The organism is Leptospira idonii, assembly GCF_004770995.1.
In the GTDB taxonomy this organism is placed as follows: Bacteria; Spirochaetota; Leptospiria; order Leptospirales; family Leptospiraceae; genus Leptospira_A; species Leptospira_A idonii.
Genome location: NZ_RQHW01000047.1, coordinates 333,255 through 352,057 on the forward strand (window position 1 = coordinate 333,255; position 18,803 = coordinate 352,057).

General features: G+C 42.2%; 20 protein-coding genes and 2 tRNA genes. 9 read left to right on the forward strand and 13 right to left on the reverse strand.

Features of this window, described 5'->3' with window-relative positions; all coding sequences use genetic code 11:
- Positions 1-10 precede the first annotated feature (10 nt).
- A complete protein-coding gene (locus tag EHS15_RS13530) occupies positions 11-559 on the forward strand; it encodes a hypothetical protein (RefSeq protein ID WP_135761098.1) in 549 nt (182 codons plus the stop codon).
- A 20-nt stretch (positions 560-579) separates the two neighbouring features.
- Here the strand turns inward: EHS15_RS13530 and lysS are convergent, their stop codons facing one another.
- Together lysS and EHS15_RS13540 are read right to left on the reverse strand one after the other, a co-directional pair.
- Complete coding sequence (gene lysS / locus EHS15_RS13535) at positions 580-2,073, reverse strand: lysine--tRNA ligase (protein ID WP_135761099.1); 1,494 nt, start codon at positions 2,071-2,073, stop codon at positions 580-582.
- Positions 2,074-2,709 carry a hypothetical protein gene (locus tag EHS15_RS13540; protein WP_135761100.1) on the reverse strand — a complete coding sequence of 212 codons (636 nt, stop codon included), beginning with the start codon at positions 2,707-2,709 and terminating at the stop codon, positions 2,074-2,076.
- 110 nt (positions 2,710-2,819) lie between these two features.
- Between EHS15_RS13540 and EHS15_RS13545 the strand changes: the two genes are divergently transcribed.
- Positions 2,820-2,901, forward strand: a tRNA-Leu gene (locus EHS15_RS13545).
- A gap of 236 nt (positions 2,902-3,137) precedes the next feature.
- On the opposite strand, the gene EHS15_RS13550 is transcribed toward EHS15_RS13545, so the two are convergent.
- Entirely contained in the window at positions 3,138-4,346 is a 1,209-nt protein-coding gene (locus EHS15_RS13550; RefSeq protein WP_135761101.1) for a serine hydrolase domain-containing protein, read from the reverse strand.
- A 35-nt stretch (positions 4,347-4,381) separates the two neighbouring features.
- Entirely contained in the window at positions 4,382-5,056 is a 675-nt protein-coding gene (locus EHS15_RS13555; protein ID WP_135761102.1) for a CDP-alcohol phosphatidyltransferase family protein, read from the reverse strand.
- 104 nt (positions 5,057-5,160) lie between these two features.
- Between EHS15_RS13555 and EHS15_RS13560 the strand changes: the two genes are divergently transcribed.
- Positions 5,161-5,237: transfer RNA gene (locus tag EHS15_RS13560), tRNA-Asp, on the forward strand.
- 46 nt (positions 5,238-5,283) lie between these two features.
- On the opposite strand, the gene EHS15_RS13565 is transcribed toward EHS15_RS13560, so the two are convergent.
- Together EHS15_RS13565 and fliG are read right to left on the reverse strand one after the other, a co-directional pair.
- Positions 5,284-6,549, reverse strand: a complete 1,266-nt coding sequence (locus tag EHS15_RS13565) for a hypothetical protein (protein ID WP_135761103.1) — start codon at positions 6,547-6,549, stop codon at positions 5,284-5,286.
- A gap of 24 nt (positions 6,550-6,573) precedes the next feature.
- Positions 6,574-7,593, reverse strand: a complete 1,020-nt coding sequence (fliG, locus tag EHS15_RS13570) for a flagellar motor switch protein FliG (protein ID WP_135761104.1) — start codon at positions 7,591-7,593, stop codon at positions 6,574-6,576.
- Positions 7,594-7,724: 131 nt separating this feature from the next.
- Here fliG and EHS15_RS13575 point away from each other — a divergent pair, with 131 nt between their 5' ends.
- Positions 7,725-7,934, forward strand: coding sequence for a hypothetical protein (locus EHS15_RS13575; protein ID WP_135761105.1), 210 nt, complete (start codon positions 7,725-7,727; stop codon positions 7,932-7,934).
- Between the two features lie 70 nt (positions 7,935-8,004).
- Here EHS15_RS13575 and EHS15_RS13580 read toward each other — a convergent pair whose 3' ends face one another.
- From EHS15_RS13580 to pdhA, 5 genes are all read right to left on the reverse strand, one after another.
- On the reverse strand, positions 8,005-8,466 hold the full coding sequence (locus EHS15_RS13580) for a flavin reductase (RefSeq protein WP_135761106.1): 462 nt from the start codon (positions 8,464-8,466) through the stop codon (positions 8,005-8,007).
- Complete coding sequence (locus EHS15_RS13585; protein ID WP_135761107.1) at positions 8,463-8,876, reverse strand: bacteriohemerythrin; 414 nt, start codon at positions 8,874-8,876, stop codon at positions 8,463-8,465. Before EHS15_RS13585 ends, EHS15_RS13580 begins: the two co-directional genes overlap by 4 nt.
- 219 nt (positions 8,877-9,095) lie before the next feature.
- The gene (locus EHS15_RS13590) at positions 9,096-10,442 is read right to left on the reverse strand and encodes a pyruvate dehydrogenase complex dihydrolipoamide acetyltransferase (RefSeq protein ID WP_135761108.1); all 1,347 of its coding nucleotides are present in this window, start codon (positions 10,440-10,442) and stop codon (positions 9,096-9,098) included.
- 13 nt (positions 10,443-10,455) lie between these two features.
- Positions 10,456-11,430, reverse strand: coding sequence for a pyruvate dehydrogenase complex E1 component subunit beta (locus EHS15_RS13595; protein ID WP_135761109.1), 975 nt, complete (start codon positions 11,428-11,430; stop codon positions 10,456-10,458).
- A 3-nt stretch (positions 11,431-11,433) separates the two neighbouring features.
- Complete coding sequence (gene pdhA, locus EHS15_RS13600; RefSeq protein WP_135761110.1) at positions 11,434-12,420, reverse strand: pyruvate dehydrogenase (acetyl-transferring) E1 component subunit alpha; 987 nt, start codon at positions 12,418-12,420, stop codon at positions 11,434-11,436.
- Positions 12,421-12,527: 107 nt separating this feature from the next.
- Here pdhA and EHS15_RS13605 point away from each other — a divergent pair, with 107 nt between their 5' ends.
- Entirely contained in the window at positions 12,528-13,808 is a 1,281-nt protein-coding gene (locus EHS15_RS13605; protein ID WP_135761111.1) for a hypothetical protein, read from the forward strand.
- A 66-nt stretch (positions 13,809-13,874) separates the two neighbouring features.
- Here EHS15_RS13605 and EHS15_RS13610 read toward each other — a convergent pair whose 3' ends face one another.
- Both EHS15_RS13610 and fbp read right to left on the reverse strand, forming a co-directional pair.
- Positions 13,875-14,141: a hypothetical protein gene (locus EHS15_RS13610; protein ID WP_135761112.1), complete on the reverse strand. Its 267-nt coding sequence runs from the start codon at positions 14,139-14,141 to the stop codon at positions 13,875-13,877.
- Between the two features lie 87 nt (positions 14,142-14,228).
- On the reverse strand, positions 14,229-15,263 hold the full coding sequence (gene fbp / locus EHS15_RS13615; RefSeq protein WP_135761113.1) for a class 1 fructose-bisphosphatase: 1,035 nt from the start codon (positions 15,261-15,263) through the stop codon (positions 14,229-14,231).
- 107 nt (positions 15,264-15,370) lie between these two features.
- On the opposite strand from fbp, the gene EHS15_RS13620 reads away from it, so the two are divergent.
- The 4 genes from EHS15_RS13620 to dnaG all read left to right on the forward strand — a co-directional run bounded on the left by EHS15_RS13620 (position 15,371) and on the right by dnaG (position 18,803).
- On the forward strand, positions 15,371-16,195 hold the full coding sequence (locus EHS15_RS13620) for a hypothetical protein (RefSeq protein WP_135761114.1): 825 nt from the start codon (positions 15,371-15,373) through the stop codon (positions 16,193-16,195).
- An 85-nt stretch (positions 16,196-16,280) separates the two neighbouring features.
- Positions 16,281-16,499, forward strand: a complete 219-nt coding sequence (gene rpsU / locus EHS15_RS13625; RefSeq protein ID WP_109019595.1) for a 30S ribosomal protein S21 — start codon at positions 16,281-16,283, stop codon at positions 16,497-16,499.
- A 22-nt stretch (positions 16,500-16,521) separates the two neighbouring features.
- Positions 16,522-16,977 carry a GatB/YqeY domain-containing protein gene (locus EHS15_RS13630; RefSeq protein ID WP_135761115.1) on the forward strand — a complete coding sequence of 152 codons (456 nt, stop codon included), beginning with the start codon at positions 16,522-16,524 and terminating at the stop codon, positions 16,975-16,977.
- Positions 16,978-16,988: 11 nt separating this feature from the next.
- Entirely contained in the window at positions 16,989-18,803 is a 1,815-nt protein-coding gene (gene dnaG / locus EHS15_RS13635; RefSeq protein WP_135761116.1) for a DNA primase, read from the forward strand.

The window sequence follows — 18,803 nt, forward strand, 5'->3', positions numbered from 1 at the left end:
TGAAACTGATATGGAAAGAATTTCGTTATCTCCCCGTTTCTACTCCGTCGGCTTTGGGCTTTTTCTCGTTTTTTCCCTTTTGCATTGTTCCAGCAATGCTTACTCGATCAAACCGGAACCTACTTTGGAGCAGGTGACTTCCCAGTCGGAAGAAATCTGCATAGGGACTAGATTCTACTTTTTTTCAGGAAGGCCCTGTATCTCCGTCAAAGGGGAAAAGGACAATAATTCCGGTCAGGTACAGTATTATTTCAGATATGAAATCGGAACCTTCGACGTGGATCTTCCTTTGGGAGTTTCCTTGAAAGTAGGGGATACTTGGTACAATCTGAAAAAATCTTCTACCGATTATTCAAATACAATCGTTGTTAGTTCTCATTTACCGCCGGAAGTGACTGCCGCTATCGGTTCGGGAAAATCGTTTGTGGTGAGTTATACGAATCGTTCTGGAACGGAAAATTTTCCTTTAAACGGAACCCAGGTCTCTCGTCTTCAGGACAATCTGCTCAAACTCCAAAAACAATTGGAATCCGAGCAGAAGATGAAAATTCAGAAATAAACTTTTGAAATGTGCCGGATTTATTCCGGCCTCATCAATGGAAATAGGATGGTGTCTCTGATGGAATGAGAGTCTGTCAGAAGCATCACCAAACGATCGATTCCGATCCCTAATCCTCCTGTAGGAGGTAGACCGAATTCCAAAGCGCGGATGTAGTCTTCGTCCATCATAAACGCTTCATCATCTCCCGCTTCTCTTTGTTTTACTTGTTCTTCGAATCTTTCTTTTTGGTCGAAAGGATCGTTCAACTCGGTAAATGCATTTCCTATCTCTCTGCCGGCAACATAAGGTTCGAATCTTTCCACATAACGAGGATCATCTTCTCTGGATTTTGCGAGAGGGGAAAGTTCTTTAGGGAAGTCGGTGATAAAGATCGGCTGAATGAGATTCGGTTCCACTAGAGAACTGAACACTTCGTCACATACTTTCCAGATGGAAACGCATCCGTCCGCATCCACTTTAACTGCTTTCGCTTTTGACTTTGCCTCTTCTAAGGTTTTGATTTCACTGAAATCGATTCCAGAATATTCTTTGATGATGTCTACGTATTTGATTCTTTTCCAAGGAGGAGTGATATCGATCATCTCCTTGCCATAAGCGAATTTTAATCCCTTACCGATGTTTTGCGCCACAGTTACGATCATGTTTTCCGTAAGCTTCAACATGGATTCCATATCTCCGAAGGCCATATAGGCTTCCATCATGGTGAATTCGGGATTGTGTTTTGTGGAGATCCCTTCGTTTCTGAAATTACGGTTGAGTTCGAAGACTCGGTCGAGTCCGCCAACGATCAGTCTTTTGAGATAAAGTTCCGGAGCGATTCTCAGGAAAAGATCCATATCCAAAGTATTGTGGTGGGTGATGAACGGTTTTGCCGCAGCTCCTCCGGCAATCGGTTGCATCATAGGAGTTTCCACTTCCAAAAAACCCTCCTGAGTGAGGAACTTGCGGATTTCGGAAACGATTCTGGAACGCATCTTAAATGTTTCTCTTACGGAATCGTTTACCACTAGATCCACATAACGCATACGGTATCTTTGTTCCACATCGGAAAAGGCATCGTAGACGACTCCGTCTTTTTCCTTAACGACAGGAAGAGGGCGGATACATTTGGCAAGTAGTTTTACGGAGGTTATATGGAGAGTGGTTTCACCTTTTTGGGTTTGAAACAACCATCCTTCCACACCGATCCAATCTCCCAAATCGAAGGATTTGAAAAGAGAATAGTTTTCTTCTCCTAAATCGTCCCTTGTCGCATACAATTGAATGAGGCCTTCTTTGTCTTTCAGATGAGCGAAAGATGCTTTTCCCATCACTCTTTTGGCATGGAGTCTTCCGCCTAATTTGAACGTTTTTTTTTCAGTAGAGTTAGGATCGAAGGATTGGATGAGTGATTGGGAATGGGAATCCGGGAAAAAACGGAGAGGATAAGGATTGACTCCTTTTTCTTTCCATTCTTTGATTTTTTGGATTCTTTGCGCTACCAATTCATTTGTTTCTTTTAATTCATCCATTTAGATGACTCCTCTGACTGCGGAATAAATATATTTTAAAAATTCTAGCGAAACTTCCCGGAACCCTTCTTCCGATAAAAACCAGTTAGACGGTGTATTTTCGGAAGCGAAAGGATAAGCCGAAATTTGAAGGGGCAAAGATGCCAGATTTTTTTGATAAATCTTGAGCATCCTCTTGGACTCGTATTCTCGAGCCAAGATCAAAATCGATTTTAAGTTTTCGGAAACCGCTATTTTTAATACGTTTTTTGCCACCTCGTCCGTGTCACCAAGTTTGGAAGGGGAAATTTTAAGAACTTGGACGGAGGTTTGCGGCAGATTCAATGTGGCAAGATAGGATATCAGTTTGGTTTCCCTTTCTTGGACGCTGAAAAGAGCGTTGTCCGATTTGTCTTCTCGTATAACTAAAATTAACTTTGAGAAGGTTTGTTTTTGGAACAAAATCGCTACGGATTTTAGGAATTTTTTGGAAGGAAAGGGATTCGTTTCCAAAACGGCTACATCCGACTTATGGAAAGGGGATGAAACTTTCAGCCAATAGGGAGAGGAAAGCAGTAGCCCGAGATAAATAAAGACAGGGCATAAGAAACCGAACGTCAGTAATTTCAGTCGAAAGTATAAATCGGAAACTTGCATAATAGGGCACCTCAACCTTACACGATCAGGCAATGGGTGTGACAAGAGAAAATTGATCTCCTTGACGAACGAAAGGTTTTTCTTAGCCTGGCAGAAATACAATACATCTCGCTCGGATGGTGGAATTGGTAGACACGCTACTTTGAGGTGGTAGTGCCGCAAGGTGTGGGGGTTCGAGTCCCCCTTCGAGCAAAGTTCCCGCAATCATCTAACAAATCATTCACTTTCAAAAGATCGGTCTCGAACAGTTTTGCGATCCGACAAATTGCGACCCATAGGGAGCGATTTGTCGAATTCTCGGACAGGAAGTCCGAGAAAGAGCAAAGCCGTGCCTCGAAGTGCAGGCGAAGCAGGATGCGAAGCCAACGGAGAGGTCGAGTCCCCCTTCGAGCAAAGTTCCCGCAATCGATCGACATGACACTCTTTACCTAACTTCCATTTAATCGAAGTTTATTGACTGCTTCTAAAAAGGAAAGAAGTCGAAACATCATCTCGAAACTTCCTTCTATATCGTCGGAACTCCCGAAATTGGAGATGATATGGGCGTCATATTCGGGACAATAAAACATAAGAGTAGAAAGAATCCCCGAATGCCCATGAACGTCCGGAGTGCCTGCCATAAGAAACAAGATGTCTCCGAACCGAACCGTCATTAAACCATAGCCGTAAAGAATTCCGTCTCTAAATGGATACGAACCTTTCATTCTTTCGTAGGTTTCCTGGCGGATCAGTTTGCCTGAAACGAGTGCTTTTTGGAAAAGGAGCAGATCTTCCGCTGTGGAGATAATTCCTCCTCCTGCCCAGTCGGCACTGACACTGGTATAGTCGGTAACATCCGTATCACCTAAGCTCATCCTGGAAAGAGGCAAATTCGTTTTTTCTTTCGGTTTGCTTCTCAAATGCATATAACTATGATTCATTCCCAAGTGAGAAAAAATGATTTCTTCCAATTCCTTCTCGAAGGTTCTACCCGATAGTTTTTCTACTACCAGTCCCAGAAGGATATAACCGGTGTCAGAATAATGGAATTTTTCTCCGGGAATACTTACCGCCTTTAGGTGATGTTTTGTGAAATCGAGCAGTTCTTTGGGAGTCCAAAACTTTTTCGGATCTTTGCGTATTTCTTCCAAAACGGAAATCTGAGAGCCGTTCGGGTTCGAATCTGTGGATTCGAAATAATCTGCAATTCCGGAAGTATGAGAGAGTAAATGAGAGATTGTAACTTCGGAAGAGTGGTCCTTACCTTGGAATACGAATAGATCCTTCAGAATTTCTTTGCCTAGGATCTTTTCCACAGGATCGTTTAAGGAGAGTTTACCTATCTCAATCTGCTTCCAGATAAGAACACTTGTGAAAACCTTTCCTATGCTTGCAATATGGAAAGGTCTGTCTGAGGCATACTTGCTTTGTTTTTCTTCTTTGGAAACTTTTTCATAACCGAACTTCCAATGAAGCTGCAATCGATCGGAGTGAACGAGGAGTGTTCCCGTTTTTATGTTTTTTCCGTTTTGGACTTTGTTAAGGAAGACCGCTTCTGCTTCTTTTTCCGCTTCCGTAACGGAAGCGATTTTGCAAGAAAGTAAGGATAGTAGAAGAATCAACGAGATAAAAAACTTCAATCGGATCCATTCAATCATAAGTGTTACAAACTTATTTTTTTGCGGATTGGGAGCTAGAGCTTTCTATATTTTTTGGCTTGTTTTTTGTTTTCAGGATCGATTTCGAATTTTTCAGGATGGAACACAATGTCCCAGTAGCGGGTGATGTATGCGATGACTCCTCCGATAAGAACGATGAGAAGCAGGTAAGCGGAGAGTTCCGGTTCCAATAGAAGTGGATGGACGTTCGGTACCTGTTCGAAATGAGGGAGCAGCATATACCATAACACGGAAAAGGCGACAATTCCCACTCCGAACTTTCCCCACCAGTTCGGTCTGCCTTGAAGTCCTCTTTTGAGATAGAGAAATCCCCCCAGCCAAACCCCTAAGATTTCTCTCAAAAAATAAACGATGAGAATCCAGGCAGGAAAACGGAAATGATAGGTCACCACTCCTAGTCCCCCTAAGGTCACGAACTTGTCGCAGACAGGATCCAAATAGCGCCCCAATGTGGTTTCTTGGTTCAGAATTCTGGCAAATAGTCCGTCCAGATAGTCGCTTAGGACAGCCGCCAAACAGAAAAAAACGGATAAGTAAAGATAGAAAAGTTCGGAAGGAGATTTTGCATATTTGTCCGTGGAATAGAAAAAGAAAGGGAGCATTAAAACCCTTGAAATCGATAGGAAATTGGAAACCGTGAAAATTCTATCTTCGAAGATTTCCTTTGCTTTTTTGCCTTCCACTTGCATAAAATCTATGCATTCCAGGTTTTAAAAAATGCCTCAGGAAGCAAGAAAACAAATGTTTTCAGTTTGACTGGATGAGCGTTTTCATTATTATGGCTTTTAGTCGGGGAGTTGTAGCTCAGTTGGTTAGAGTGCCTGCCTGTCACGCAGGATGTCGCGGGTTCGAGTCCCGTCAGCTCCGCCACCGACTTCTCCCTTTCCCACTCATCCTTCATTTATCCCTATTTCTACTATAAAATAGATTGATACGTCAGGTTTTCTTCTTCTAAAGAAAGTTTGTTCTCTATTAGTTTTTCTGCATACACTAAATCGGAATGACTCGGTCCGTTTATCCAGGAAGGAATCGTCCAAATTCCCAACATATCTTTATCTTGGGAAAACATTTTATCGGAAAGAGAAACTGTTTGGATATTATAAAGAAAATCTAGGATCGATTTTTTCTCAGGAACGGAAGTTTCCTTTAATACGATACAAAGTATCTGCATATCTTCTTCCACTCGTAAGGTGCGAATTTGTCGAACAGATTGTGCGGATACTCTTCTTTCTTTTTTAAGAAGGGAAGAAAGGATAGGAATGTTTGTAGAATAACGAAATACGATTTCGCTTCGATTCACTATGATTTCCGTTTTTTTGAATAGAATAAAAATCATAAATAGGGAAGTGAATCCTAAAAACAAAACGGAGAACGGAATAAAGAAGATTAAAATCAACCAATCGAATCCAGGTTCGGAAAAGATCATCCGGGCACAAAAAAACCAAGCTCCATAAAATAAGGTAGGAACCAAAAAGGAAACGGAGGATTTCAAAATAGATTTGGGTTCTGAAAAACTGATTCCGGTTCCTTCCATCGTTTCCTTCGTCTTTACCCAATCGCTTGCAGTGGGTTTTTGCAAAAATTGAGCTTCTTCAAAATGAGAGGATTGGGAATCGGATAGATCCAATCCTGCTTTGTCCAAAACTGGCAGGAGTAATTTTTCTTTAAAAAAACGTAATCCTTGTTTTACGGAATCCTGATTCAGATAAGTTTCCAAAAGAAGAAGGCTTCCATCTTTGTGAATTAGATATAAATCCCAATACCTTTTTCTCTGAATTGTCGTGGAGGTGCTGGAATTTTGGTTCGTTTCCACTCTGTACAAGATCATGTAGGAGATAAGATCGGAAAGACACCATTCTACATTCGGACAAGAGGTTTCTTTCAAAGAGAGAACTCTTTTCTCCAAATCAATTTCAATGGTTCTTACGATATGAGAGGCTTTTCGATAGCTGAAAACGGAGGAGGCGAATAAAAACAGAAGAGAAAAAGCAAAAAAAATGGCAAAGGAAGAAAGAAGAACCATTTCTCCCAGGTAGATCATTGACCCGAAAAAAGCGGAAGCGATGAGAGCGAAAAAACCGAAGAATAAAAAACCTACTACCATGGCGCACCCGCCTGCCTTAGGATTTTTAGTCTCTTTAAACAAGAGTTGCGGGGTTTCTTTCCATCCTAAGTGCGCCATTCATTCCCCTCGGAAATTTATTTACTATTCGACATATTCCTCTTTTTCTTTTTTAAATAAAATCAAATTTTGTTCTTCCAGCTCTCTTGCTATCTGAACGATTTTACTTCTTGCTTCGTTGATTTCCCTTAAAGTCACCCTCGGTTTCATATCAATGGAATCCAATATGTCTGCGGATCTATTGGCTGACATATTTTTCAAAAATTTCGCTCTAATTTCATCTCCCGCTCCTCGAATGGCCAGGGAAATGGATTCATCGTCCGCAATTTTGTTGATGAGAACTCTCATTTCTTTTGCATCCAACTGAACTATGTCTTCGAATGTATAAAGTTGTTCCCTAACTTGGCTTGCCACTTCCGGAGAAGATTCATCTAATTCTTGTAAAATGGACTCTTCCGTTCCTTTTTCCATGAAATTTAGAATATTGGCAAGTACGTGAGCTCCTCCCGCTTCGGAGTATTCTCTTTGGTCTCTTTCTTCGTATCTTTTTTTCAGAATTTTGGCGATGTTCTGAATCACATCCGGATGGGTTTTGGAAGTGGTGGCAAGTCTCATCGCTATTTTGGCTTGGTCCTGCTTCGGAAAAAGTTTCAAAACGTCCGCTGCCTTTTTGGGGTCCAGGTTGGACAATGTGACCGCAATGATCTGAGGAGATTCGGAAGATAACATTGATTGCAGAACAGTAGGTTCTACTTGGTTTAAAAATTCGAAGTCGTTTTTGGTTTCTTCTTTGTTGATTTTTTTAAGAATGACATTCGCTTTCTCTGCACCGACGGATTTCTCTAGCAAGAGTTTGGCGGCATCCAGCCCACCTTTGGCTCCGTCCTTCAATTCCGTAATTGTGGAATGAAATTCCGTCAGAATCTTGGCTCTTTCTTCTTTGGAAATCGCTCTGATTTTGGACATTTCCAAAATCACCGCCTCCAACATGGAGTCGTCCAGGTGTTTTAGGACCTCCGCCGCTTGGTCCCCTCCGAGAGAGAGTAGTAGTAGGGCCGCTTTTCGAACGCCTTTGGGGGAGGAAACTTCATTGGACTTCTGCATGAGACATAATTCCTTAATTTCCGTGCTTATGTCAAAAAAAACTTCTCTAATGAGACAAAATTTTCTAAAGGAATCCTAAAGTTCGTACGATACCCTCTGTAAGTTACAAACAAAAAGGGGATACAAACCAGATGGACAAAGCACACAAATTCAAAAACACACTAGAAAGATACATTCATTACAGAGGAATTGATATCGTTTTACATCTGAAGGATGGAAAAATGGTAGAGTTGGATAAAAACCGCCAAATGGAAGACGACGTAGTGATTGGCAATTTGGCAGAAGGTGTGGTACGTATCCCTCTTTCCGAAATCAGAAGCGCTGACTTTTTTGCTGCATAGTTCCTAAACAAGATCGGGAAATGGTATCCGACGACCATATTCCCAAATGTAAGAGGTACTACATTTTCCCTTAGGCCTTGTGCCGAAAGACTCCCTCCACAGAACCGATAAACATCTTAAATCCCATAAAACATTCCTCTTCTAGGGAATCCAAAATTTTACATTCATATGAAATCTCTGCCTGTTTCAGAACGGGAACCTGAGTGACTTTTCCTTCCAAAAGTTCGATTCCATATTCTTTGACTTTATCTACGGTCCTGCCCGAAGAGGTACCACAAAGTTCTACTAGAGGAGAAAGTCTTTTCCCTCTGGAAAGAGTGAATTCCTGAATTCCAAAATCCAATACTTCACAACTGTATCTTCTTTCTGAGACCAGGATTTGAATGCAGGTGTCTCCCAGAAGGTTTCCCAAAGATTTGAATGTAATCGGCATCACATTGATGTTTCGATCCTCATCCATCGTTGTGAGAAACATTGTTTCTTCTAAAAAGCCTTCGAACTGAGAGTAGACAGAGATAGGAGATCTGTTCATTTCCTTTCCACTTGGGAATGATGGGCGAATTCTCCGATTTGGCTGTCATGGATTAGAACATGTTCTATAAGCCACTGAGAAAGGAAATTGGTCAATTTGAGAGTAGGCATGGAACGCCCTTCGATCAGTTCTTTCGTGGATACCAAAACTTCCTGAATGAAATTTTCATGTTCTTTCTTGTGAATTTCATAATGAGGGTAATGAATTTCTTTCATGATTCGTTCCTCATCTACGAAATGAGTCTGAGTATAATGGATTAAATTTTTTAAAACATCAACGATGATTCTCCTTCCTTTTCCTTCTTCCGTGGCTTTAATCAATTCTCCCGTAAGATCGAATAATTGTTGGTGTTGTCTGTCAATGGTGGGGATTCCAGTTTCGAACTTCTTTTCCCATTTTACTGTTTTCATAGAATTCAAACTTAGGAAAGGCTTTGAAATTTCTATGGAAATTTGGAAACAAGAGTTTGATATTCATCAAGTCGGATCATTTCCTGAGACTAAAATCAGTGTTATTTGAATTAGAGTAATAATGATTCTAAGTGATGTACAAAATGTACGGATGGGGGGGGGGGTCTCTTCCTTACAGATGAAAATACATTCTGTTCGGAAGAGACGAAAGAAGAGAGATTAAGAGATTCCGCTGATTAGGCTTGGGTTCTCCAAAAGGGATTTCAGTGTTCTTAGGAATTCCGCTCCTACGGCACCGTCGATCACTCTATGATCGCAGGATAGAGTGATCGATAATACTCTTCCCGCTTTCAATTCCCCGTTTTCCACTACCGGTTTGTCTTCGATTCCTCCCACTGCTAAAATCGCACTTTCCGGCTCGTTGATGATGGCAGTGAATTTGCTGATTCCGTACATTCCTAAGTTAGAAATGGTAAAGGTTCCGTTGGAGAATTCTTCCGGTTTTAGTTTTCTGTCTCTTGCCTTCTTTGCAAGTTCCTTCACTTCGGAAGAAATTTGAAAGATGGATTTTTTATCCGCACTTCTGACTACAGGAGTGAGAAGTCCTCCTTCCAGAGAAACTGCGATACCCACGTCGATCCTTCCGTATTGAAGTATGGAATCTTCCTGCCAGCTCGCATTTACTTTGGGATGTAACTTAAGTGATGCGGCCACAGCTTTCACTATGATGTCGTTGACGCTGACTTTAGGTGCTGTTTCTCCCAGATTTTTATCTTTGAAATCGTTCAAAGAAACTCGGAAACTTTCCAAAGCTTTCGCATTGATGTCCGCATTCAGATAAAAATGAGGAAGGTTTTGTTTGGATTCCGTTAAACGTTTGGCGATCGTTTTTCTCATTCCTCCCAAAGAAATCACTTCGTCTTTAGCGTTTATGGAAAAGGATACGGAACTTCCACCGGAAGATTGTTTGCTTCCTATTGCATCCAATACGTCTTTTTTAGTGATTCTTCCTTCCGGGCCGGTACCGATCACCAGATGCAGATCGATTCCTTGTTCGATGGCGATGGATTTCGCAAGGGGGGAGGCAAGGATTCGTGCTTGTCCTCGCAATTCCGGATTGATTTCCTTTTTCGGCTCCGCTGTTTGTTTGGCAGGGAATGAAGGCTCTGCTTTGGAGACAGAATTGGAATCTGCCTGTGTTTTTGCAGTAGGAGGTACTACAACCTCTGCCGCAGTTACCACAGTTTCTTTCGAAGCAGGAGAACTCCCAGGACTAGATGCCGGTTGTGAAGATTTTGCCTTTTCCAAAAGGGAAGAAACGTCTTCTCCCGGTTTTCCTATGATTGCAAGTGCTTGGCCCACTTTCAGTTTGGAGCCTTCTTGTTCGATGATTTTCAGAAGCACTCCCGAATCGTAGGCTTCCATTTCCATCACTGCTTTGTCCGTTTCTACTTCCGCTAAAACTTCTCCGGGAGATACGGAATCTCCTTCCTTTTTGATCCACTTAACAATGGTTCCTTCCGTCATAGTGGGAGAAAGTTGGGTCATTTCTTGAATTTTTGCCATGTCTGTCGCCCTCCTATTTCAACATATCTCGAACCGCTTGCGCGACTCTTTCCGCATTCGGCAAACTTTCTCTTTCCAAATTTGCTGCGTAAGGCATAGGAACATCTTTTTGGGTGACTCTTTCTACGGGATGATCCAAATGATCGAATGCATTCTTTTGGATGAGATAGGCAACTTGCGCCCCGAATCCTGCGACAGGCCAGCCTTCTTCTACCACCAAAGCTCTGTTTGTTTTTTTTACGGATTCGTAAATGATCGTTTCATCTAGTGGACGTAAGGATCTGAGGTCTACGATTTCCACGGAGATTCCTTCTTTTTCCAAAATCGCAGCAGCTTCTTCCGAAAACGAAAGGGCTCTGGACCAGGTGATGATGGATAGATCCGTTCCTTTTCTTTTGATCTCTCCTTTGCCTAAAGGAATTGTATATTCCGCCTCAGGAACTTCTCCTTTGGAACCGTATAACACTTCCGATTCGATAAAGATGGTAGGATTATTATCCCGAATGGAGGATTTGAGTAAGCCGTATGCATCTTTAGGAGTAGCGGGGCAAACCACTTTCATCCCGGGGCAATGAGCATACCAAGATTCGAAGGCTTGGGAGTGTTGGGCTCCTAATCTTCCTCCAGCGCCACCAGCACCTCGGAAGACGATGGGGATAGGGAATTGGCCACCGCTCATATAATTCATCTTAGCTGCGGAATTGATGATTTGATCGATAGCGACAAGGGAAAAGTTCCAAGTCATAAATTCGATGATGGGACGGAGTCCAGTCATTGCGGAACCGACTCCTATCCCGGCGAAGCCGTTTTCGGAAATAGGAGTGTCGATCACTCTTTCTTCCCCGAATTTCTGAAGCATTCCCTGGGACACTTTGTACGCTCCCTGGTAATGTCCTACTTCCTCTCCCATAAGATAAATGAGAGGATCTTTTTCCATTTCTTCCGTCATGGCTCTGTTGAGAGCTTCTCTGTAAGTTAGTATCGGCATATCTTATTTATCCTCTGCCAACACATGTTGGAACAGTTGGGAGAGCGGCGGTTCCGGAGAGTTTTCCGCAAATTCGTAAGCTTCATCCACTTGTTTTTGAATCGATTCGTCGAACGCATCCAATTCGGATTCTGATAGGCCCGCTTGGACGAGTTCTCCTCTGGCTCGGAAGAGAGGATCTTTCTTTTTGTAGGATTCCAATTCCTCTTTGGTTCTGTATTTGGCAGGATCGGACATGGAATGTCCTCTGAATCTGTATGTGGAAACTTCGATTAGGGTAGGGCCTTCTCCTCTTCTGGCTCGGTCCACCGCTACCTTCACATGGTCTCTTACTTTTCTGACTTCGTCTCCTTCAATATGATCCCTCGCCATATCGTAAGCATAAGCGCGGACAGAAACGTCTTTCACCGCCAAAGCTCTGTATTCCGGGGTTCCCATCGCATAATGATTGTTTTCGCAAATGAATACTACGGGAAGTTTCCAGATGGCTGCCAGATTCAATCCTTCGTGAAAGGAACCTATGTTAGCCGCTCCTTCTCCGAAAAAGCAGATCGTAACCGAATCTTCTTTTTTGTATTTGGATGCGAATGCGATTCCTGCAGCAAGGGAGATATGTCCTCCTACGATTCCATGACCGCCCATAAAATGTGCGTTTTTATCGAAGAAGTGCATGGAGCCTCCGTTTCCTTTGGAGATTCCTGTGGCTTTCCCGAAGAGTTCCGCCATCAAAGGTTTCGGATCTAATCCTCTTGCGATTGCATGTCCGTGGTCTCTATATGTGGAAACGATATAATCTTTAGGTTCCAAGGCGGCAAGAGATCCGACTCCTACTGCTTCTTGGCCAATATACAAATGTAAAAAGCCTCCGATTTTTCCGACGCTGTACGCTTTTGCGGCAGCTTCTTCGAATTTGCGGATAAGTACCATTTGTCTGTAAAATTCTTTTAACTCTTGAACCGACTTTGCATCTTTCGGGATTGAAGAAACCAAATTGACCTCCAGAACAATAAAAAACTACACCATTTAGACGAGACTGAAAAGCAAAAATCTTGCGGATCAATCTCCTATTTGAGATACTACTATTAAAGCAAGGTTTCATGAAAATTACAAGCACCGGTTTAGAATTTGTAGAGTTTAATGAGTTTAAACGGTTCGCAACAGAATATGGTTTGTTAGGTTCTGTTGCCCTGAGCGAACCGGTCATCGATAAAAGCGGCAATATATTGATCAAAGAAAAGGTCGCCATCAAGGAAAACATGCTCAAAAAATTGGAAAGCATGGAAGGCAAATATATCCCCGCCTTCAAACTGGCGATGTCCCGCGATTTGATGAAAATGCTGAAGATGGTTTTATCCAAGGCGGTGATGGCCAGAATCGCAGACAGAAACAACGAATTCATCAACCACCTCTATGAACAAAATACGGAAAAAATGGCCAGCCTCAAGGGGATCATACAAAACGCATTTTATTCCAAAGCGATCGCTCTTGCTTTTTTCAGAATCTTATTGAATCATAAGGAATTTTTTTCCCATCTTGCCGATTTCGGTCTTCTGGCTCTGGGTTCAGTCATCCAAAAAAACTATAATTTTAAAATGGTGAATCGTTATTCTTTTTTAGCGGGACTTTGTGCCGATATCAGCACCATCCAAGACGGAGTATACAGACAATCGTTATTCGGTAAATCCCTTTCCCAAACCACATCCCTTTCTATGGAGATCGCAAGAAAGTTCGGCCTTCCTGAAGAAGTGACCACTGCCATCAACAGTCATCCCATCGCTCAATTTGAAATTCCGAACGCCGTGCCCGCCACAGTGAATGTGGAGGAACTTCGTAAAAATCAGCTCAACCAAGATCTTCTTTCTGGAAGCGGTTTGGAAGACGACGAATCCATCAATGAGGAGGAGGAAGAAGGGGAGTTTTCGGACGATACTGCGGAGACAGTTCTTGAGTCTTTGAAGATCGCCCGTTATGTGATCGAAAATTTAAAAACAAGTTCTAAGGACCAAGTGTCCGAAAAACTTTTAGTGATGTTCACATACAATACGGAAAAAGGAATGTTTCGAAAAGACATCGCAGATCCGATGATCAACCGATTCACAGAATTCGACCAAGCCATCAAAAGAGTTAGAACTGTTGCGGAAGTAGAAAACAAATGTAAGTTTCCTCCTTCTGCGTGGGCCTACCCGAAACCTAAGGCAGCTCAGATCCTTTGCAAAGACAGAAACTATCAATGTCCTTGGATCGTAAACGGATGGGATTTGAAGATCATCTCCGCACAAGATCCTTTCGGTTATATCGGTACTGCTCTCTCGGTGGGAACCTATCCTAAATGCGCTTTGGAAGAGGAATTACATGCTCGTGTCAAAATGACAGAGTAAAAATAAAAAAACCAACCCGACTGACTGGGTTGGTTCTATTTCTAAAAATGGTTTTTTAGAGAATTCTTAGAAAGGTTTTTTCAATGCATCTTTAGCAGCGTCTTTTGCTGTATCAGTTGCTTTGTTTACCGCTTCAGTAGCTTTTTTCTTAGCTTCTGCTTCTGCTTTTTTAGCAGCGTCAGTTACAGTTTTTTCTACTTCAGTAGCAGTTGTTTTAGCTGCTTCTTCAACAGTTTCTACTTTCTCTTCTACTTTTGCTTCTTCTTTTTTGCAGAACACAAGGCCAGATGCCATAGCGATACCAAGAACAAGAATTAATGTTTTTCTATTCATTTAGAAGGTCTCCTTAACCTAAACAGATTGACCAAATTTTAGAGATTCAATCTCAATAGGAAAGAAAAATCTTTCCTAAACCTAAATTTAATTTTTAGGAATAAAGGTCAGAAATTCCTCTACTTCTTTTTTGCTTCCTATGATCAAAGTGGTTCTTTGGTGGAGGGAAGTAGGATCCAAATCCAAAATTCTTTCTCCTTTCACCGTAACCGCCATTCCTCCCGCTTGTTCCGCAATGTATGCCATAGGAGCGGCTTCGTATAACAAACGAAGTTTTCCGTTCGGATATTTTGACGATTTTGTGTCATTCGGATAGAGGAAGATCCCCCCTTTAAGAAGGTTTCTATGAAAATCCGCCACAAGAGAGCCTATATAACGCCCTGTTTTAGGCTTTTTTCCGCCTTCTATGGATTTAATATGAGATATATAATTTTGAACTTCAGGACTCCAATATCCTGCGTTCCCTTCGTTCGCAGAATAGATGTCTCCTTTATCTGGCATTTGCATGTTCGGATGAGAGAGTAAAAATTCTCCAACGCTTGGATCTAAGGTAAAACCCGAAACTCCTTTCCCTGTGCTCAAAACAAGCATAGTGGAAGATCCGTATATTATGTATCCTGCACATCTTTGCAAAGAACCTTTTTGCAAAAGGTCTTTTTCCGTTCCGGGTTCTTTAGAGTTCGGTTCCAATCTTTGGTGGATGGAAAAAATCGTTCCGATGGAAACGTTCGTGTCTATATTGGAAGATCCGTCCAAAGGATCGATGGACATAGTGTATTTTCCCATCGCATATCCGTTGGGAATAGGGATGATCTCTTCGTGTTCTTCACTGGCGAGTACACAAAGGTGTCCGCAGATTTTTAAGGACTGATTGAACGCATTGTCCGCATACTGGTCCAATTTCATTTGGGTTTCCCCTTGGACGTTCGTATCGTCTGTAGCCCCTAAAATGTCGTCCAAAAGTCCTGCTTTTCTGACTTCTCTTCCTACGATTTTCGCTGCATAAACCAGATGGCTGAGGAGGGCGCTAAATTCTCCGGATGCATGAGGGATTTTGAGTTGCTCTTCTATGATGAATTGAGATAGAGAGATGAGTTTTTTTTGTTTTGGAGATGCGTTCACTAGATGCCCCGGATGGTTTTCTCCTCATTTTGGAGGGGGATGCCCACAGGCAATTCCTTTCTGCTGGGAAAGAATGTCGCATAGGCCGATACTGAGAAGGAAATACCATGGATTCCATCCCTAATTATACAGCCTCCGCAGATCTCAAACTGACCGATTATCATATTCGCAAACTCACTCTCGCTTTTTGGAATGCAGGTGCCATTTACGGGTTTTTATTTATCGAAAGGGAGCCTGTGTTTCGTTTGGGAAATTGTTCCAAAGAAAACCAACTCGTTCTTAAAATCATTCATCAGATTGCAAATTTGGAAAAAGAGGCGAAACCGATGGTTCCTGCCCGCATTTCCACTTGGGAAGAAAATGGAAAAAACCTACAGGCGGTTCTCATTCGTTTTCCTCACTATGAATTGTTCGTATTCGGAATCGTGATCCAAGAGATGGGAGTAGAATTTCCTAAAAATCGTTGGTCCAAATTATCCGACTCCGTTTTGACCTATCTTTCTATGGGGATTTCTCAAAGAGAAAAAACTCTTTTGAGCTTTCGCAGTTTTACGGAAGTATTTCGGCACAAAATGGCCTCTTGTTTTCAGGGAGAAGTGAATACAGGGATTTTAGCTCTCTTTCACTTGCAAGATCTCTCTCCTTTTTTCAAACCTTTGGGTGTGGTCAAAAGCCAAGAGATTTTAAGGGAAGTTTCTTCTACTCTTCAATCTTCTGCCAGGAAGGGAGAGCTTTGTTTTCAGATGAATTTGCGCTCTTTTTACCTATTTTGCCCTGGGGAAACCATGGAAGGAGCGACCAAAAGACTAGAAGCGATTTATTTTCCTTCAAAACATATGATTTTGGACTACAAATTACAGCTTTTCCCTGTCACAAAGGAAATTGTGGACGATTCCAACCGGTTTTGCACCTTATTTATGGAAAATTTCTGATTTTCTTTTAGCCCGAATTGACAACACAACGGTCTTCGAATTATTGTAAAATTTAGACCATTTACGAGAGGACAGTTATTTGTCTATGACCCCACAAGTAGGGATTTATTTAAAAGAAGGGGAATCTATCGAGGCAGCGCTTCGTAGATTCAAACGAGATTGTGCCAATGCTGGTATCATGAGCGAAATCAAACGCAGAGAATACTTTGAAAAACCAAGTGTTGTCAAAAAGAAAGCTGTAGAAGCTGCAAGACGTAAGAGAGACAAAAAGAAGAGATTGTTCGCAAAAAAAGACAAACTCTAATTTTATCTTTTTTCACTGAAACATGACCCTGCAAGAGACAATCAATGCCGATCTAAAGCTGGCTCTGAAAGCGAAAGAAGAGCCACTTTTAGGAACCTTGCGTCTTTTGAAGGCGGACATTCAGTACGAACTCACCAAAACCGGTGCTGCGGAATTATCCGACCCGGCGGTGATGCAGATCCTCAAAACGAATTTTAAGAAAAGAAAAGACACTGCAGTAGAATACGACAAAGCCAATCGAAAAGATCTAGCGGACAAGGAAAGATTGGAAGCGGATGTAATTGCCCGTTATATTCCTGCCGAAATTTCCGACGAGGAAATTCAAAAAGCGGTAGAAGTCGCCATTCAAGAATTAGGCGCTGCCGGCCCTTCAGATATGGGCAAGGTGATGGGTAAAGTTATGGCAGTTTTTAAAGGCCAAAATATAGACGGCTCTAAGGTTTCTCATCACGTAAAACAAGCATTAACATCTCGTTAAGAGCGGTTCCCGTGAATCCTTACCAAAATTTCAAAGAAAGAGTTCGCCGGGAAGTCTCCATTGATTCCTACATCAACAGGTTTGTACCCTTACGTCGTGCTGGCCGCAACCTAACAGGCCTTTGCCCTTTTCATAACGAAAAAACACCCTCCTTCAGCGTAAATCCTGAATCCGGCTTTTATCATTGTTTCGGCTGCAAAGCCTCCGGAGATATCTTCCGTTTCGTGATGGACTACCAAAAGGTAGACTTTATCAAATCTTTGGAAATTCTTTCCGAATATTCGGGCATTCCTCTTCAAGAAAGAACAAAAGAAGATGAGGAAGAGGATCGCAAAAAGGAAGCACTGTTTCAAATTTCTCAAAGAGCCAAAGAATACTTCCAAAGAAACTTCCAAACCCAAGCGGGAGAACAGGCCTATAAATACCTCCTAGATAGAGGATTGTACGAAGAAGACATCAAAATCTTCGGGATCGGTTTCGCTCTTCCCGGTTTTTCCAATATCATCAAGGACATTTTCAGAAACGAATCTGAAGTGAAGTTAGGCGAAGCATTAGGCCTTCTCAAACGGCAGGATAAAAACAAAGATCCTTACGATTTTTTCAGAAACAGGGTGATGTTTCCTGTCATTGATACCAAGGGAAGGGTAGTTGCTTTCTCTGGAAGGATCTTAGGTGCCTCGGAAGAGGCCAAATACATCAACAGTCCTAATTCACTTATCTACGATAAAAGTAGAATATTCTATAATATCAATCTAGCGCAAGATCCCATCCGAAAATCCAGAGAAGCGGTCGTTGTGGAAGGGGTTTTCGATGCCATCGGACTTTTCCGAAAAGGAATCGAATCCGTAGTGGCTCCTTTGGGAACCGGTTTCACGGAAGGACATGCCCGCATTTTGAAAAACATGGCGGATAAAGTCATCCTGATGATGGATTCCGATTCTGCGGGAGCCAAAGGTGCGTTTCGTGCGGTCAATCTTCTCAATAAGGAAGGGATCGAAGTGAAAGTGGCATCCGTTCCCGAAGGAAAAGATCCTTTCGATTATTCTGTCGCTCACAACAAACAAGAGATTCGAAACGTTTTGGAAACTTCCCGTTCCGCTTCTCAGTTTATGATCTCCGAAATCCTAAAAGGAACCGATTCCGCCTCTTTGCCTGAGGCCAAACAAGCAGGTGTCAAACGGCTCATGGAATTTGTGAAATCCATGGAGAAGGAAACGGACAAACAGGTGTATCTCCAAGAAGGAGCCAAACAACTGGGAATTTCATTTTCTGCCATTTTTCAGGATTTTCGATCGGTTGCGGAGAAAAGTTCCACCCCCCCCGCGGTCGATAATCAAAAAGGTAGCAGGTCGGTCGTTGATGCCAAAAAGGTGACTCCGGTACAAATCTGCGAAAGGAAAATGATCGCCCGTTTGATTCTAAACCCTGAGTTCTTTTCCTTCGCCGACGAAATCCTGCAAATGGAATTCCAAGACGATGCTTCTGCATTCCTATGGGATTATATTTATACTAAGTTTTTACAAAATGAAACGATCTCTCCAGCAGAGATCCTTTCCAAAGAAGACATACCACAAGAGTATCTCGGTTTTGTGGCGGAACAATTTTCACAAGATGAAAATCAGAACGATCGATTGTTCAAGGAACTGCTCTGGCAGCATAAGGTTCATTCCTATGATTTGGCGATGAGCACGATCACGAAGAAGATGGGAGACAGTTCCCTTTCTTTGGAAGAGAAGAGAGCGCTTCTCTCCGAACTATCGTTTTTGAAGAACGAACGAGAAAAGATTTGGGAGTATCTTCGAAAACTCCAACCACAAGAAGTCTAA